Origin of the sequence: Pseudomonas sp. EYE_354 (genome assembly GCF_023148575.1) — a bacterium.
Taxonomy (GTDB): domain Bacteria; phylum Pseudomonadota; class Gammaproteobacteria; order Pseudomonadales; family Pseudomonadaceae; genus Aquipseudomonas.
This window is the reverse complement of sequence record NZ_JAHXNQ010000017.1, coordinates 33458-48424: the sequence shown is the minus strand read 5'-3', so window position 1 is coordinate 48424 and position 14967 is coordinate 33458. Positions and strand designations below refer to the sequence as shown.

Below are 14967 nucleotides of genomic sequence, written 5' to 3'. Positions count from 1 at the left end.
TGTGCGCCTAGGCTGCATGGCTATTCGACCACAGTTTGCAAACACGAGTTCTGATTTAACGCATAGCGGAAGGTGGGTGCGGGGCTGGCCCCGGCATGGGTACATTGCAAACCCATGGGGCCACTTTGCAGCCCAATGCTGGGCAAGCCCGCTCAACACGGCAGGCCCGCCCTACAGTTAATCCCCTGTGAATGGCGGGTTTGTCAGTTTACCAACGTACCATCCAGGGTGATGGTCGCGTTCAGCACCTTGGACACCGGGCACCCTTCCTTGGCCTTCTTGCTCAGCTCATCGAACTGCGCCTGGCTTGCGCCGGGGATCTTGGCTTTGAGAATCAGGTGCACAGCGGTAATCGCAAAGCCGCCGTCGACTTGGTCCAGCGTCACTTCAGCCTGGGTGTCGATGCTGTCAGCCTTCAAGCCGGCGTCGCCGAGAATCATGGAAAAGGCCATCGAGAAACAGCCGGCATGGGCCGCGCCGATCAGCTCTTCCGGGTTGGTGCCCTTGCCGCCTTCAAAACGCGCCTTGAAGCCGTAGGGCGCTTCACGCAGTACCCCGGTTTCCGTGGAGATGGAACCCAGGCCAGTCTTCAGGTCACCTTCCCAATGCGCGGATGCTTTTTTAACGATACTCATAGCGGTCTCCTCGAACGGTGGTTTTGCGTCAGTAAGGGTTCTGAGGATAGACGGCGGGGCAAAGTTCACCTTGTCGGAGAAACCCAGGAATTTAGTAGGAAATTTCCAGCTCAGCTATTGAATCTCGGGTATATGCCCTCATTGCATAGAACATGCACATGAAGCAGCAGGTTTTGGTTCGTCTAAGAAGCCTGCGCCCCCATTGGAGAAGCAGGCTTATGAAATCGCTGTCCGACGTGAAATTCTCGACCCTCGACCTGGTGCCCGTGCGCGCCAATGGCAGCCCGGCGCAGTCGCTGCGCAATTCCCTGGACCTGGCCCAGCACGTGGAAAAATTCGGCTACAACCGTTTCTGGGTGGCCGAACACCACAACATGGACGGCATCGCCAGTTCGGCCACCTCGGTGTTGCTGGGTTACCTGGCCGGCGGCACGTCGACCATCCGCGTCGGCTCCGGCGGCGTGATGCTGCCCAACCATGCGCCGCTGGTGATCGCCGAACAGTTCGGCACCCTGGAAAGCCTTTACCCCGGCCGTATCGACCTGGGCCTGGGGCGCGCACCCGGTTCCGACCAGATGACCGCCCGCGCCCTGCGCCGTGAGCGCTCCGGCAGCGCCGACGACTTCCCGCAGGACGTGGCCGAGCTGATGGCCTACCTGGGCCCGCGCACACCCGATCAACGGGTGATCGCCGTGCCCGGTACCGGCACCAACGTCCCGGTCTGGCTGCTGGGTTCCAGCCTGTTCAGCGCGCAGCTGGCAGGGGAGCGCGGTTTGCCCTACGCATTCGCCTCCCATTTCGCACCGCGCCTGATGCACGAGGCGATTCGCGTCTACCGCAATCACTTCAAGCCTTCGGCCGTGCTGGACAAGCCCTACGTGATGCTCGGCATTCCGCTGGTGGCGGCCGACACCGACGAACAGGCGGACTACCTGGCCACCTCGGTGTACCAGCGCATCCTCGCGCTGATGCGAGGCCAGAGCCTGGTGCAGCGCCCGCCGGTAAAAACCATGGACGGCCTGTGGCTGCCTCACGAAAAAGACGCTGTCGGCAGCTTCCTCGGCCTGGCCATGGTCGGCAGTCCGGCGAAGATCCGCGCCAAGCTGGAGGTGCTGATCGAGCAAACCGGCGCCGACGAGCTGATCTTCACCTGCGACCTGTATGAACACGCCGACCGGATTCATTCCTACGAGCTGCTCGCGCAGTTGATGCAGGCATAACCCCCAGGCGAAAAAAAACCGACGCACCTGCGTCGGTTTTTTATGTCTGCAACACGGGATTAACCGCGCTTATAGACGATTTCCTTGGTGCCACCTTCACAGGTGCCAACCACTTGGGCGTCGGTTGAGGCGCCTTTATCTACGACTTCCAGCGAATAACCCGACGCGCCTTTGGCGTCGATCTTCGCTGCGATTTCACTTTTAAGCTCTTCACAAGGCTTGCCCGCCGCCAGGGCTGTGCCCGCGATGCTCAACAAACCTACCGCTAGCAGGAACTTCTTCATCCGTTACTTTCCTTGCGCTGATCAAAAAGAGCGTGCCGACACACAGGGGGTCGGCACATTGTCTTGTAGCGCAGGTTATGGCAATCGGCCAGCCAGCAAAGTTCAACTCTGCCGATTAACTACTGGCAATTCGGAACCCCACTTTGAGGGTGACCTGAAAGTGCGCGGCCTTGCCGTCCTTGATGTGACCACGGGTTTCGGTCACTTCAAACCACTCAAGATGCTTGATGCTTTTGTTGGCCTCGGCCAGGGCGTTGTTGATCGCATCTTCGATGCTGGTGGTGGAAGAGCCCACCAATTCGACTTTCTTGTAGGTGTGATGATCAGACATAGCGTTTCTCCTGAGGGTCGTCAATAAAGCCTAGCAGTCAAAGCTCATACTGCTTCTGGCGACCGTTCCTACCCGAAAGTTCAGATTTACTGCACTTTCTGAAAGCGCAGGAGTCGGTATCTACACACGCCACTCAATCACTTCAGGAGAGTCCACATGGCCAACACTTCTTTACGTAAAGCGTCGCTGGAAAGCATGGAAGCCGAGATTTCGAGCCTGCTCAAGTCGCTTGAGAGCCTCAAGGACGATGCGTCCGATGAGTCGCGCAAGACCCTCAAGGCCCTGAAAAGCAATGCCGAAAATGCCCTCAAGCATTCGCGTCACCTGATCAGCGATGCTTATGAAGAGAGCAAAGTCAAAATCCGCGAAACCGGTGTTGCAACCCGGGACTACGCGCAAGAGCACCCATGGACTACAGCCGGTGTGGCTGTAGGCGCCCTGGGCCTGCTCGCAGCCTATCTGCTGTGCAAACGCGGTGACTAAACCGGCTCGCGCAACAGCTCAGCCTTGAGCCATTGCGCCAACTGCCCGGCGCGCCCATCTGCGGCGCGCTTGGGTAGCCACAACGCCAGGTGCGCCGCCGTTTCACTGAACCCCCACGGCGCCACCAGGCGACCCGCACGCACGTCCTCTGCAACCAGCGGTTGCGGCGCGATTGCCACGCCCAAGCCGGCCACCGCGGCCTCCAGCAAATAATACAAATGCTCAAACCCCTGGCCGTGTTTCAACGCGTCGGGCTTGATCCCATGGTGCTGCGCCCAACTCGGCCAAGCCTGGGGTCGCGAGGTGGTGTGCAGCAACGCTTCGCCACACAAGGCCGAAGCGGGCGCTTGGCGCAGGCGCTCGTAGCCGGCGAAACGCGGGCTCATGACCGGGCCGATACGCTCGCTGGCCAGTTCATACACCTGCATGTCCGCCGGCCACGGTGGCTCAGCAAAGACCAAAAGGGCATCCAGACCCGGACGACGCGGATCAAGATCGCCATCACCGGCCGACAAATGCAGACGCAGGTCCGGCAGGTCGGCGTTCAAGCGCCCCAGGCGCGGAATCAACCAGCGTGCCAACAAACTGCCTGAACACCCCAACACGAATGGCGCATCGGCACTGCGCTGGGTGAGTTCGGCGCACACGTCCCTTAAACGCTCGAAGGCTTCGGCGCTGGCATCGCGCAATCGAATGCCGGCATCTGTGAGTTTAAGGCCACGCCCATCTTTCACGAACAGACCCACGCCAAGGTGCTCTTCCAACACCTTGAGCTGGCGGCTTACCGCGCCATGGGTCACATGCAACTGCTCCGCAGCTCCGCTGACGCTGTTGAGCCGGGCGGCAGCTTCAAATGCACGCAAGGCGTTCAGCGGTGGAAGGTCTCGGCTCATATGTGAGTTTTCCTGACAGGTTGCGGCGATCTTATCGGTTTTCAGCTGACTGCGTCAGGGGTAGAGTGGCCCTCATTGTTTCTTACACACCTTTTCCTGGAGCGTCCCATGACTCAGTCCCAGACCGATCTACGCAACGGCCCAGACGCCAACGGCCTGTTTGGCGCGTTCGGCGGCCGCTACGTCGCTGAAACCCTGATGCCGTTGATCCTTGAACTGGCGCGCGAATACGAAGCGGCCAAGATTGATCCGGCGTTCAATGAGCAATTGGCCTACTTCCAGCGCGACTATGTTGGCCGCCCAAGCCCGCTGTATTTTGCCGAACGCCTGACTGAATACTGCGGCGGCGCCAAGATCTACCTCAAGCGCGAAGAGCTGAATCACACCGGCGCGCACAAGATCAACAACTGCATCGGCCAGATCCTGCTGGCGCGGCGCATGGGCAAAAAACGCATCATCGCCGAGACCGGCGCCGGCATGCACGGTGTGGCCACCGCCACCGTCGCCGCGCGTTTTGGCCTGCAGTGCGTGATCTACATGGGCACCACCGACATTGAGCGCCAACAGGCCAACGTGTTCCGCATGAAGCTGCTGGGCGCCGAAGTGATCCCGGTGGTCGCCGGCACCGGCACCCTCAAAGACGCGATGAACGAAGCCCTGCGTGACTGGGTGACCAACGTCGACGACACCTTCTACCTGATCGGCACCGTGGCCGGCCCGCACCCATACCCGGCGATGGTGCGCGACTTCCAGGCCGTGATCGGCAAGGAAACCCGCACCCAGATGCAAGCCCAGGAAGGCCGCCTGCCGGACAGCCTGGTGGCGTGCATCGGCGGTGGCTCCAACGCCATGGGCCTGTTTCACCCGTTCCTGGATGACACCAGCGTCGAGATCATCGGCGTGGAAGCGGCCGGCTACGGTATTGCCACCGGCAAACACGCCGCCAGCCTCAACGGCGGCGTACCGGGCGTGCTGCACGGCAACCGCACCTTCCTGCTGCAGGACGACGATGGCCAGATCATCGATGCCCACTCGATCTCCGCCGGCCTCGATTACCCTGGCATCGGCCCGGAACACGCCTGGTTGCATGACATCGGCCGCGCCCAATACACCTCGGTGACCGACGACGAGGCTCTGATCGCATTCCACAAGTGCTGCCGCCTGGAAGGGATTATTCCCGCACTGGAAACCGCCCACGCCTTGGCCGAAGTGTTCAAACGCGCACCGAATCTGCCGAAGGATCACCTGATGGTGGTCAACCTCTCCGGCCGTGGCGACAAAGACATGCAAACCGTGATGCACCACATGGAACAGTCCCAGCAGGAGAAACACTGATGAGCCGCCTGCAAACGCGTTTTGCCGAACTCAAAGAACAGAACCGTGCTGCGTTGGTGACCTTCGTCACGGCGGGCGATCCGGGTTATGACGCCTCCCTGGCGATCCTCAAGGGCTTGCCGGCGGCCGGCGCCGACGTGATCGAGTTGGGCATGCCCTTCACCGACCCAATGGCCGACGGCCCGGCGATCCAACTGGCCAACATCCGCGCGCTGGAGGCCAAGCAGAACCTGGCCAAAACCCTGCAAATGGTTCGCGAGTTCCGCAAGAACAACAACGACACCCCCCTGGTATTGATGGGCTACTTCAACCCCATCCACAAATACGGCGTGCCGGCGTTCATTGCCGACGCCAAAGAAGCCGGTGTAGACGGCCTGATCGTGGTCGACATGCCGCCCGAGCATAACGGCGAACTGTGCGACCCGGCCCAGGCCGCAGGCATCGACTTTATCCGCCTGACCACACCGACCACCGACGACGTGCGCCTGCCGACCGTGCTCAACGGCAGCTCCGGCTTTGTGTATTACGTATCGGTCGCCGGTGTGACCGGCGCCGGTGCCGCGACCCTGGAACACGTCGAAGAAGCCGTGACCCGCCTGCGCCGCCATACCGACCTGCCGATCAGCATCGGTTTTGGTATCCGCACGCCGGAACAGGCCGCAGCTATCGCGCGCCTGGCAGACGGCGTGGTGGTGGGGTCGGCACTGATCGATCACATCGCCACGGCCAGCAACGATCAGCAAGCCATCGACGGCGTGTTGAGCCATTGCGCGGCGTTGGCGGAAGGTGTTCGCAACGCACGTAAGTAAGCCGCAGGTAAGGCGTAGGTAAAGTTCCTGATACAGAGGAATCAACCCGTCGGAGCAGGGCCTAACACGCAAGACCAAGGGATTTCGAACCTCGTTCGAAATCCCTTTTTTGTGTGCGCGCCCTGAGGAATACCCGATGAAAATGCCCAAATCCTTGATTGCAGGTCTTGGTGTGCTGGTGCTCGGCGCCAGCGCCCTGGTGCACGCCGCGCCGCCTGACCCGCGCGGCGATGACCGTGGCGGCCCGCAAGGCCCGCATGAGCAACGTGGCGACGACCATCGTGGCCCGCCGGACAACCGCCGCGGCGGCCCACCTCAGGACTTTGGCCCGGTGCGTCAGATCATCCACGACAACCACGGCCAGTTCGCCCGTGGCGCACCGCCGCCGCCCAATGTACGCCTGATGCGTGGCCGACCGCTGCCGCCCGGCTATTACGGCGAACGCCTGGACCACCGCGCCCTGGCGCGTCTGCCCGTCTACCCAGGTTACGAATGGCGCCGTTCGGGGCCGGACGTGGTGCTGATCGCGGTGGGCACCGGCATCGTCTACGAGATTCTGGAGGGCGTGCTCAACTGACGCTGATTCAGCTTGCTCGCCACAACACGTTGACTGGGTGCAGCAAGCTCGCATTGGGCGGTTTTACTCGTTCAGTTCGATGCGCTCGACCTTGCCTACCAGCAGCACGTAGGACAGCGCGCCCAGCAACGCCAGCACCGCGATATACGTGATCGCCGGCGCAAACGAATCGCCGCTGGCCAAAAAGCCAATCACGATCGGTGTGGCAATCGCCGACAGGTTGCCGATGAAGTTGAACACGCCCCCGGTCAGCCCCAGCAACCGCGCGGGCGCCAGGGTCGATACCAGTGACCAGGTAATCGAAGCCAGCCCATTACCGAAAAACGCCACCGCCAGGAACGCGATCACCCACGCGGTCGAGTCCACGTAGTTGGCGCCGATGATCGCGGTCGAAATCAACAGCCCGCCAATGATCGGTAACTTGCGCGCAAAGCCCACCGAGGCGCCACGGCGAATCAGCCAGTCGGAAAAAATCCCGGAACACAGCACGCCGATAAACGCCGCGAGGAACGGCAGCGATGCCAGCAGGCCGGACTTGATGAAGTCCATGCCGCGGTATTTCACCAGGTAGGTGGGAAACCAGGTCAGGAAGAACCACAGGGTGGAGTTCAGGCAGAACTGGCCCAGGTAGATGCCCCAAAGTTTGCGCTGGCTCAATACGATGCCCAGATCGACCCAACTGAAGGGCGCCTTCACCGTTTTGGTCTGCATATCGACCAGCCCACCGCCTTCGCGGATCAGTTCGATCTCGGCGGCATTGGCGCCTTTGAAGTCTTTCGGCTCGCGATACACCGCATACCAGATCGCCGCCCACACGATGCCCACGCCGCCGGTGACGACAAACACCATGTGCCAGCCGAAAGTGTGCTGCAGCCAGGCCAGCACCGGCGTGAGAAACGCCAGCCCAACGAACTGCCCCGAGGTGTAGAACCCGATCGCCGTCGCACGCTCGCGCTCGGGAAACCAGGTGGTGACCACGCGGCTGTTGATCGGATAGGCCGGCGCCTCAAGTGCGCCGACCGCCATACGCAGCACGAACAGCGCAATGAAGCTGGCGGCAAAACCCAGCATGACCGTGGCGATGGACCACAGCAGCAACGCCACGCTGTAAAGGATGCGCGGCGGCACGCGGTCCACCAGCCAGCCGCCGGGGATCTGCATCGCAGCGTAGGTCCAACCGAACGCAGAGAAAATCAGCCCGACATGCACCGGATCGATGCCCAACTCGCTGGTCAACGCGGGCGCGGCAATCGACAGGTTGCTGCGGTCGAGGTAGTTGATCACCACGGTGATAAACAGCAGCACCATGATAAAAAAACGCTTTCGGGTAGGCGTGACGAGAGAAGCCTGCCCGGTGAAGGATTCAGGTTGCATGGGGGTTTGCCTCTTCTTATGTTTGTTGAGGACAGGTCTTACTGACGAGAACCGGCCAATGTGGGAGCGCGCTCCCACATTTTTTGCCGAGTGTCTTCAGGTGAACATCACCACTCGGCAAAGCTGCCGTCGGCATGGCGCCAGATCGGGTTGCGCCAGCGGTGGCCGATGGCGGCGCGCTCGATCACGTATTCCTCGTTGATCTCGATACCCAGCCCCGGCCCGTTGGGGATCTTCACAAAACCCTGGTCATAGTCGAACACGCCAGGGTCGCGCACGTAGTCGAGCAGGTCGTTGCTCTCGTTGTAGTGAATGCCCAGGCTTTGCTCCTGGATAAACGCGTTGTAGCAAACCGCGTCCAGTTGCAGGCAGGCGGCCAGGGCAATCGGGCCCAGCGGGCAGTGCAGGGCCAGCGCGACGTCGTAAGCTTCGGCCATGTTGGCGATTTTGCGGGTTTCGGTGATGCCGCCGGCGTGGGACGCATCCGGCTGGATGATGTCGACGTAGCCTTCGCTGAGCACCCGTTTGAAGTCCCAACGCGAGAACAGGCGCTCGCCCAGGGCGATGGGCGTGCTGGTCAGCGGCGCCAGTTCCTTGAGCGCTTCGTAGTTTTCACTGAGCACGGGCTCTTCGATGAACATCAGTTTGTATGGGTCCAGCTCTTTCATCAGCACCTTGGCCATGGGTTTGTGCACACGGCCATGGAAGTCGACGCCGATGCCCACATTGGGCCCCACTGCATCACGCACAGCGGCCACGTTGGCCAGGGCGAGGTCGACTTTTTCGAAGCTGTCGACGAACTGCAATTCTTCGGTGCCGTTCATTTTTACAGCGGTAAAGCCGCGCGCCACGGCTTCTTTGGCCGCGCGGGCGGTGTCGGCGGGGCGGTCGCCGCCGATCCACGAGTACACGCGGATCTTGTCACGCACCTGGCCGCCCAGCAGGTCACTGACGGACACGCCAAGCGCCTTGCCCTTGATGTCCCACAGCGCCTGGTCGATGCCGGCCAGCGCGCTCATGTGCACGGCGCCGCCACGGTAGAAGCCGCCGCGATAGAGCACGGTCCATATGTCTTCGATATTGCGCGGGTCTTTGCCGATCAGGTAGTCGGACAGTTCTTCGACGGCCGCAGCCACGGTGTGCGCGCGGCCCTCGACCACGGGCTCCCCCCAGCCGGTCACGCCCTGGTCAGTTTCGACCTTGAGGAAGCACCAGCGCGGCGGGACGATAAAGGTCGTCAGTTTGGTGATTTTCATCTGTTATCTCTCTTATCGATGCGGCGCCTGCGGGCGCGGAACTTGATATCAGCTCAGGGCTTTCCAGGCGGCGACATAGGCCGTGGCGCGGCTTGCGACCTGATCCACCGTCATGCCCGGTTTGAACAACCCGGAACCCAGCCCGAAACCCTTGGCGCCGGCGTCGGTAAACACCTGCATATTGTCCGGGTTGATGCCGCCTACCGGCAGCAGCAAGGTGCCCGCCGGCAAAACCGCGAGCCACGCCTTGATCACTGCCGGACCCATTTGCTCGGCCGGGAACAGCTTCAACACGTCGGCGCCTTCGGCCAGTGCGGCGAAGGCTTCAGTGGGCGTGGCCACACCTGGCGACAGGTACAGGCCTGCCGCTTTGGCGGCACGCAATACCTTGGCATCGCTATGGGGCATGACGATCACCTGGCCACCGGCGGCTTTCACCTGCTCGACCTGCTCGGGGGTCAGCACCGTACCGGCACCGATCAGGCAGTCGGCGGGCAGGCTGTCGCGCAGGGTGCGAATGCTGGTGTAGGGGTCCGGCGAATTCAGCGGCACTTCGATCACGCGAAAACCGGCGTCGTATAACACCTGGCCGACGGCCTGGGCTTCGTCCGGGCGCACGCCACGCAGGATCGCGATCAAACCGTTTTGTGCGAGTGCTTTCTTGAGCATGTCAGGCCTCCGATACAGGCTGAATGAGCCCGGCCGCCACGGCCAGTTGCCAGAGGCCGCGCTCGGTGGCCTCTTGCGCCAGGCTGACGTGGGCGAAGCCGCAAAGGGCGAGGGCGCGTTGGTAGCGGGCGCACAACGGGGCTGCGCCCACCAGAATGATGGGGAAACTGCGGGCAATGGCCGGCAGGCCGGCAAGTTCATGGCCGATCATCAGGCCTGACAGGTAATCGGGCTGTTCATCCGGCGCGAGTTCGGCGGTGAGCCCCAGGGTACGTGCGCTGAACAAGGTCGACAGCACGCCGCGCTCGCCTTCCTGGGACAACGCCACCTGCACGCCACGATCAAACGCCGCGGCCTGGAACGTTGCAGAGTTTTGTTGGGTACGACCCAGGATGCTGTGCTTGCTCAGCACCGCGAACACCTCACCGGTCATGAAGGTATCGAAGTGCGTGATGCAACCGTCGACGACCTCGACCCATTTTGAGTGGCTGCCCGGCAGGCCAATCAACACCTCAGCGTTCAGCCCTTGCAGCACGCCGAGCACTTGGGTTTCTTCGCCGCGCATCACATTGGGCAAACCGACCTGCTCGATCACGCCGGGCACGATATGCACCTCCACACCGCGCACGCTGCGCACTTTATGCAGCGCCTGACCCAGGCTGGCAACGTCGACGGGGGTATTGCGATAGGCCGCCTCGCTCCAGCCCTGGGCGCTGCCGACCATGCCGCAGGCGATGACCGGGACGCCAGGCTGGGCATCGAGCCAATCACCGCAGGCCGCATCGAAGGCCAATTCGAAGCCATCGCTGCACAGTACGCCGGCGATCTCACGGGGCTCGGTGGGCAAATGCATGATGCCCGAGGCCAGCGAGCGTTGTTCCAGCACCACGCCTGCGGGGCCGAGTTTGTAAGCACGAAGGGAGCTGGTTCCCCAATCGAGCGCGATCAATTGCGCCTGCATCGCTTCACCTGAAATGAGTGGGTGCCGAAAAAAGCGGATGGGCGAATATAAACCTATGCCTCGACATATCTCAATATATAAATATCAGTCCCATATATTGGGAGAAGGACAAACGAAGCTCTACGGCCTTTCAGGGCAGTTCAGACGTAGTGATTGGCGAAGTAGGTTAAAAAGCGCTCAGGTCCAGGGTGCGCATGGCCCCCATCCAGATCGCGTAATCGGTGTGGTCTTTCAGGTCATTGCCGGTGTCCGGGTGCAGGAACACCACCAGACCGTTGCGATGCAGCGCCAGCCACGGCAGCACCACGCCAATGTACTCCGGGGCAAATGCCAGCTGGCAGCTCCAGTCCGGGTGCGGGCCGACGGGACGCTCATGCATGCGCCCCATTTGCAGCGGGAAGAGTTTTACCGCGTCCTCGCACAAGGTGCGCGCCTGATCGAGGGTGCTGGCGTCAAAGTAGATATGGGCGTGATAGCCCTTGATACGTTGCATGGGGGGCTCCGGATCCAATGTACGCCAAAGGCTAGACCGCAATCGACGGCAGGGCCAGCCCGGTCAATGACTGCGCGCTGCTGGCTTGCTCCGCCAGCAGCCACTCGACAAATCGGTCCACCAGTTGCCCCCGGCGTTTGCGTTGGGGCTGCACCACGTAATAACCGAACCGTGACATCACCGTTTCGCCGAACGGCCGGCACAGCCAGTTCTGCTCCAACAGGTTGTCCACCAGGTGGCGCCAGCCGATGGCGACGCCCTGGCCGGCGATCGCGGCCTGGATAAGCAGCGTGTAGTTATCGAACCGCAATTGCCCGGGCGTGGGCGCAACGGCGATCCCCAATTCGCGAAACACGCCGCTCCAGTCGAACCACTGGCTGTTGTTTTCCTGGCGCAGGTGCAGCAACGGAAAATCGTGCAAATTTTGTACAGTCAGCGGCGTGGCCTGGGCCTGGAGCCATTGCGGGCTGCACACCGGGAACACTTCCTCGTTGAACAGCCACAGGCTATCGCCTTGCTTGAAGCGGCCGTCGCCAAACAGTACGGCCACGTCGATGTCACTGCGCAGCGTGGCGTGGTTGCGCTCGCTGGTCACCAGGCTGACATCCACCTGCGGGTTGGCCTGGTGGAAGCGGTGCAGGCGCGGCATCAGCCAGTAGGCGGCGAACGCGAAGTCGGTGGCCACTTGCAGTACTTCGTGCTGGTCTTGTTGGGTAATGGCGCTGAGGCCGGCGTTGATGGCCTGCAATCCCCCTTGCGCGTGTTCGAACAACAGGGCGCCGGCGTCGGTCAGCTCAATGCCACGGTAGATGCGATCAAACAAGCGAATAGCCAGTTGTTCCTCGAGTCGCTTGATCTGCTGGCTGATCGCCGGCTGGGTGGTGCCCAACTCCATGGCCGCCGCGGTGAAGCTGCGATGGCGTGCGGCCGCTTCGAACGCGCGCAGCAGGTCGAGGGACACATTTCCGAGGGATTCATACATAAGCCGTGCTTATCCTAGACATTGCTTTTCATGGGCTTTACCCCGTTTTCCATGGGCTGCATGCTCATTGGCATAAACATCGCCTATGGAATGCCGAGAACCCATGAAGCGCAAGAACATTCTTTTTATCATGGCCGATCAAATGGCTGCGCCGATGCTGCCGTTCTACGGACCTTCCCCGATCAAGCTGCCAAACCTTAGCCGCCTTGCCGAACAGGGTGTGGTGTTCGACGCCGCCTACTGCAACAGCCCGCTGTGCGCGCCGTCGCGCTTTACCCTGGTCAGCGGCCAGTTGCCGAGCAAGATCGGCGCCTACGACAACGCGGCGGATTTCCCCGCCGACGTACCGACCTATGCCCACTACCTGCGACGCCTCGGCTACCGTACTGCGCTGTCAGGCAAGATGCATTTTTGCGGCCCCGACCAGTTGCACGGCTATGAAGAGCGCCTGACCAGCGACATCTACCCCGCCGACTACGGCTGGGCGGTGAACTGGGACGAACCGGACGTACGCCCCACCTGGTACCACAACATGTCATCGGTACTGCAGGCCGGACCGTGCGTGCGCACCAACCAGCTGGATTTCGACGAGGAGGTGGTGTTCAAGGCCCAGCAGTACCTGTTTGATCATATTCGCGAGGATGGCGACCAGCCGTTCTGCCTGACCGTGTCGATGACCCATCCCCACGACCCATACACCATTCCCAAACCGTTCTGGGACCTGTACGACGACAGTGACATTCCCTTGCCTGCAACGCCTGCGCAAGCGGATCTGGACCCGCATTCCAAGCGCCTGCTCAAGGTCTACGACCTGTGGGACAAACCGCTGCCGGTGGATAAGATCCGCGATGCGCGCCGCGCCTACTTCGGCGCGTGCAGTTACATCGACAGCAACGTCGGCAAGCTGCTGCAAACCCTGGAGGACACCGGCCTGGCCGACGATACGATCATCGTGTTCTCCGGCGACCACGGCGACATGCTCGGCGAGCGTGGCCTCTGGTACAAAATGCACTGGTTTGAAATGGCCGCCCGCGTGCCATTGCTGGTCAGTGCACCGGGGCAGTTCGCAGCGGCTCGCGTCGCCAGCGCGGTGTCGACCGCTGACCTGCTGCCGACCCTGGTGGAAATGGCCGGTGGCCAGTTGGACCCGCGCCTGCCACTCGATGGCCGCTCGCTGATGCCACACTTGCAAGGGCAGGGCGGCCACGACGAAGTGTTCGGCGAATACATGGCCGAAGGCACCGTCGGCCCGCTGATGATGATTCGCCGGGGGGCCTACAAATTTATCTACAGCGAGGACGATCCCTGCCTGCTGTTCGATGTACGCAACGACCCTCGGGAGCAGCAAGAGCTCAGCGCATCGCCGCAGCATCGGGCGCTGTTCGAGGCTTTCCTGAACGAGGCGCGGGCCAAATGGGACATTCCGGCGATTCACCAACAGGTGCTCGCCAGCCAGCGTCGTCGTCGCCTGGTGTTCGAGGCACTGACCCAAGGCAAGCTGAAGAGCTGGGATCACCAGCCGCTGGTGGACGCCAGTCAGCAATACATGCGCAACCATATCGACCTCGACGACCTGGAGCGCAAGGCACGTTATCCACAACCCTGCCAAAACCAATAAACACAGAGGGAAGGCCATGCAAAAGTTAACGGTAATGCTGGGCATTCTGGCGTTGAGCAGCGCCAATGTGTACGCGGACGCCAAGTGTGAAACGGTGAAAATGGCCGATCCCGGCTGGAGTGACATTGCCGCGACCAACGCCATCACCGGTTTTTTGCTGACGGGCATGGGCTACAAAGCCAAAGTCGACACCCTGGCGGTGCCGATCACCTTTGGCGGGCTCAAGGACGGCCAGGTGGATGTATTCATGGGCAACTGGATGCCGGCGCAGCAGGGCTTCTACGATAAATTCGTGGCCAATGGCGACGTCGTGCAACTGGCGAAAAACCTCGACGGCACCGAGTTCACCCTCGCCGTACCGGACTATGTATGGGACGCGGGTGTGCATGACTTCGCCGATCTGAATAAATTCGCCGACAAGTTCGACAAGAAGATCTACGGGATCGGCTCTGGCGCACCGGCCAACATTTCGTTGCAGGAGATCATCAAGAAAAACGACTTCGACCTCGGCCAGTGGAAGCTGATCGAGTCCAGCGAACAGGCAATGCTTGCCGAAGTCTCGCGGGCGGTGAAGAAACAACGCTTCGTCACCTTCCTCGGCTGGACGCCGCACCCGATGAACGTGCAGTTGAAGATGCACTACCTCAAAGGTGGCGAGAAGTACTTCGGCGACACCGGCAGCGTCTACACCCTGACTCGCAAGGGTTATGCACAGGCCTGCCCGAACGTAGGAAAACTGCTGACCAACCTGAGTTTTACCCAGGAGATGGAGAACAGCATCATGGCCGAAGTGGCCAACAAAAAGGTCAGCAACGCCGATGCGGCAAAGGCGTGGATCAAGGCCAACCCGGCGGTGCTGGATAAGTGGCTCGACGGCGTGAAAACCGTGGATGGCAAAGAGGCGTTGCCGGCGGTCAAAGCCCAACTCTAAAACGCGCGCCTGCAAGATCACCCTACTGTGGCGAGCGGGCTTGCTCGCGCCAGCCTGCGCAAGCAAGCTCGCCACAACCTGATAACCTGCCCCCAACACGCCTTTTTATCCGAGTC

The 14967-nt window shown here is 61.5% G+C and carries 17 protein-coding genes; 7 read left to right on the top strand and 10 right to left on the bottom strand.

The window, feature by feature from the left end:
- Nucleotides 1–203 precede the first annotated feature (203 nt).
- Nucleotides 204–635: an OsmC family protein gene (locus KZX66_RS21535; protein ID WP_003170750.1), complete on the bottom strand. Its 432-nt coding sequence runs from the start codon at nucleotides 633–635 to the stop codon at nucleotides 204–206.
- Between the two features lie 218 nt (nucleotides 636–853).
- Between KZX66_RS21535 and KZX66_RS21530 the strand changes: the two genes are divergently transcribed.
- The gene (locus KZX66_RS21530) at nucleotides 854–1855 is read left to right on the top strand and encodes an LLM class flavin-dependent oxidoreductase (RefSeq protein ID WP_248083289.1); all 1002 of its coding nucleotides are present in this window, start codon (nucleotides 854–856) and stop codon (nucleotides 1853–1855) included.
- A 59-nt stretch (nucleotides 1856–1914) separates the two neighbouring features.
- On the opposite strand, the gene KZX66_RS21525 is transcribed toward KZX66_RS21530, so the two are convergent.
- Entirely contained in the window at nucleotides 1915–2139 is a 225-nt protein-coding gene (locus KZX66_RS21525) for a DUF1161 domain-containing protein (protein WP_057011581.1), read from the bottom strand.
- A gap of 115 nt (nucleotides 2140–2254) precedes the next feature.
- On the bottom strand, nucleotides 2255–2470 hold the full coding sequence (locus tag KZX66_RS21520; RefSeq protein WP_005783406.1) for a dodecin: 216 nt from the start codon (nucleotides 2468–2470) through the stop codon (nucleotides 2255–2257).
- A 156-nt stretch (nucleotides 2471–2626) separates the two neighbouring features.
- On the opposite strand from KZX66_RS21520, the gene KZX66_RS21515 reads away from it, so the two are divergent.
- Entirely contained in the window at nucleotides 2627–2953 is a 327-nt protein-coding gene (locus KZX66_RS21515; protein ID WP_003170746.1) for a DUF883 family protein, read from the top strand.
- Here KZX66_RS21515 and KZX66_RS21510 read toward each other — a convergent pair.
- Nucleotides 2950–3846: a LysR family transcriptional regulator gene (locus KZX66_RS21510; RefSeq protein ID WP_248083288.1), complete on the bottom strand. Its 897-nt coding sequence runs from the start codon at nucleotides 3844–3846 to the stop codon at nucleotides 2950–2952. The two genes, KZX66_RS21515 and KZX66_RS21510, sit on opposite strands and share 4 nt — an antisense overlap.
- 108 nt (nucleotides 3847–3954) lie before the next feature.
- Between KZX66_RS21510 and trpB the strand changes: the two genes are divergently transcribed.
- The 3 genes from trpB to KZX66_RS21495 all read left to right on the top strand — a co-directional run bounded on the left by trpB (nucleotide 3955) and on the right by KZX66_RS21495 (nucleotide 6567).
- Complete coding sequence (gene trpB / locus KZX66_RS21505; protein ID WP_248083287.1) at nucleotides 3955–5181, top strand: tryptophan synthase subunit beta; 1227 nt, start codon at nucleotides 3955–3957, stop codon at nucleotides 5179–5181.
- Nucleotides 5181–5990 (top strand): tryptophan synthase subunit alpha, encoded by an 810-nt coding sequence (gene trpA / locus KZX66_RS21500; protein ID WP_248083281.1) that lies wholly within the window; start codon nucleotides 5181–5183, stop codon nucleotides 5988–5990. Before trpB ends, trpA begins: the two co-directional genes overlap by 1 nt.
- A gap of 136 nt (nucleotides 5991–6126) precedes the next feature.
- Nucleotides 6127–6567: an anti-virulence regulator CigR family protein gene (locus KZX66_RS21495; RefSeq protein WP_248083273.1), complete on the top strand. Its 441-nt coding sequence runs from the start codon at nucleotides 6127–6129 to the stop codon at nucleotides 6565–6567.
- Nucleotides 6568–6630: 63 nt separating this feature from the next.
- On the opposite strand, the gene KZX66_RS21490 is transcribed toward KZX66_RS21495, so the two are convergent.
- The 6 genes from KZX66_RS21490 to KZX66_RS21465 form a co-directional block, all read right to left on the bottom strand.
- Nucleotides 6631–7941: an MFS transporter gene (locus KZX66_RS21490; protein ID WP_248083265.1), complete on the bottom strand. Its 1311-nt coding sequence runs from the start codon at nucleotides 7939–7941 to the stop codon at nucleotides 6631–6633.
- Between the two features lie 107 nt (nucleotides 7942–8048).
- Complete coding sequence (dgoD, locus tag KZX66_RS21485) at nucleotides 8049–9197, bottom strand: galactonate dehydratase (protein ID WP_003170741.1); 1149 nt, start codon at nucleotides 9195–9197, stop codon at nucleotides 8049–8051.
- Nucleotides 9198–9245: 48 nt separating this feature from the next.
- Entirely contained in the window at nucleotides 9246–9866 is a 621-nt protein-coding gene (locus KZX66_RS21480; protein ID WP_248083262.1) for a 2-dehydro-3-deoxy-6-phosphogalactonate aldolase, read from the bottom strand.
- Between the two features lies 1 nt (nucleotide 9867).
- Nucleotides 9868–10827 carry a 2-dehydro-3-deoxygalactonokinase gene (locus KZX66_RS21475; RefSeq protein ID WP_248083260.1) on the bottom strand — a complete coding sequence of 320 codons (960 nt, stop codon included), beginning with the start codon at nucleotides 10825–10827 and terminating at the stop codon, nucleotides 9868–9870.
- A 166-nt stretch (nucleotides 10828–10993) separates the two neighbouring features.
- Nucleotides 10994–11320 (bottom strand): DOPA 4,5-dioxygenase family protein, encoded by a 327-nt coding sequence (locus KZX66_RS21470; protein ID WP_248083258.1) that lies wholly within the window; start codon nucleotides 11318–11320, stop codon nucleotides 10994–10996.
- A gap of 31 nt (nucleotides 11321–11351) precedes the next feature.
- Nucleotides 11352–12302 (bottom strand): LysR family transcriptional regulator, encoded by a 951-nt coding sequence (locus KZX66_RS21465; protein WP_248083250.1) that lies wholly within the window; start codon nucleotides 12300–12302, stop codon nucleotides 11352–11354.
- Between the two features lie 103 nt (nucleotides 12303–12405).
- On the opposite strand from KZX66_RS21465, the gene betC reads away from it, so the two are divergent.
- Both betC and choX read left to right on the top strand, forming a co-directional pair.
- A complete protein-coding gene (gene betC / locus KZX66_RS21460) occupies nucleotides 12406–13920 on the top strand; it encodes a choline-sulfatase (protein ID WP_248083248.1) in 1515 nt (504 codons plus the stop codon).
- A 16-nt stretch (nucleotides 13921–13936) separates the two neighbouring features.
- Nucleotides 13937–14851: a choline ABC transporter substrate-binding protein gene (gene choX, locus KZX66_RS21455; RefSeq protein WP_248083247.1), complete on the top strand. Its 915-nt coding sequence runs from the start codon at nucleotides 13937–13939 to the stop codon at nucleotides 14849–14851.
- Nucleotides 14852–14967 lie beyond the last annotated feature (116 nt).

Bases quoted from the DNA above. Each gene is read 5' to 3' on its own strand.
- KZX66_RS21535 (WP_003170750.1), bottom strand. From the start codon at position 635: ATGAGTATCGTTAAAAAAGCATCCGCGCATTGGGAAGGTGACCTGAAG.
- KZX66_RS21530 (WP_248083289.1), top strand. From the start codon at position 854: ATGAAATCGCTGTCCGACGTGAAATTCTCGACCCTCGACCTGGTGCCC.
- KZX66_RS21525 (WP_057011581.1), bottom strand. From the start codon at position 2,139: ATGAAGAAGTTCCTGCTAGCGGTAGGTTTGTTGAGCATCGCGGGCACA.
- KZX66_RS21520 (WP_005783406.1), bottom strand. From the start codon at position 2,470: ATGTCTGATCATCACACCTACAAGAAAGTCGAATTGGTGGGCTCTTCC.
- KZX66_RS21515 (WP_003170746.1), top strand. From the start codon at position 2,627: ATGGCCAACACTTCTTTACGTAAAGCGTCGCTGGAAAGCATGGAAGCC.
- KZX66_RS21510 (WP_248083288.1), bottom strand. From the start codon at position 3,846: ATGAGCCGAGACCTTCCACCGCTGAACGCCTTGCGTGCATTTGAAGCT.
- trpB (WP_248083287.1), top strand. From the start codon at position 3,955: ATGACTCAGTCCCAGACCGATCTACGCAACGGCCCAGACGCCAACGGC.
- trpA (WP_248083281.1), top strand. From the start codon at position 5,181: ATGAGCCGCCTGCAAACGCGTTTTGCCGAACTCAAAGAACAGAACCGT.
- KZX66_RS21495 (WP_248083273.1), top strand. From the start codon at position 6,127: ATGAAAATGCCCAAATCCTTGATTGCAGGTCTTGGTGTGCTGGTGCTC.
- KZX66_RS21490 (WP_248083265.1), bottom strand. From the start codon at position 7,941: ATGCAACCTGAATCCTTCACCGGGCAGGCTTCTCTCGTCACGCCTACC.
- dgoD (WP_003170741.1), bottom strand. From the start codon at position 9,197: ATGAAAATCACCAAACTGACGACCTTTATCGTCCCGCCGCGCTGGTGC.
- KZX66_RS21480 (WP_248083262.1), bottom strand. From the start codon at position 9,866: ATGCTCAAGAAAGCACTCGCACAAAACGGTTTGATCGCGATCCTGCGT.
- KZX66_RS21475 (WP_248083260.1), bottom strand. From the start codon at position 10,827: ATGCAGGCGCAATTGATCGCGCTCGATTGGGGAACCAGCTCCCTTCGT.
- KZX66_RS21470 (WP_248083258.1), bottom strand. From the start codon at position 11,320: ATGCAACGTATCAAGGGCTATCACGCCCATATCTACTTTGACGCCAGC.
- KZX66_RS21465 (WP_248083250.1), bottom strand. From the start codon at position 12,302: ATGTATGAATCCCTCGGAAATGTGTCCCTCGACCTGCTGCGCGCGTTC.
- betC (WP_248083248.1), top strand. From the start codon at position 12,406: ATGAAGCGCAAGAACATTCTTTTTATCATGGCCGATCAAATGGCTGCG.
- choX (WP_248083247.1), top strand. From the start codon at position 13,937: ATGCAAAAGTTAACGGTAATGCTGGGCATTCTGGCGTTGAGCAGCGCC.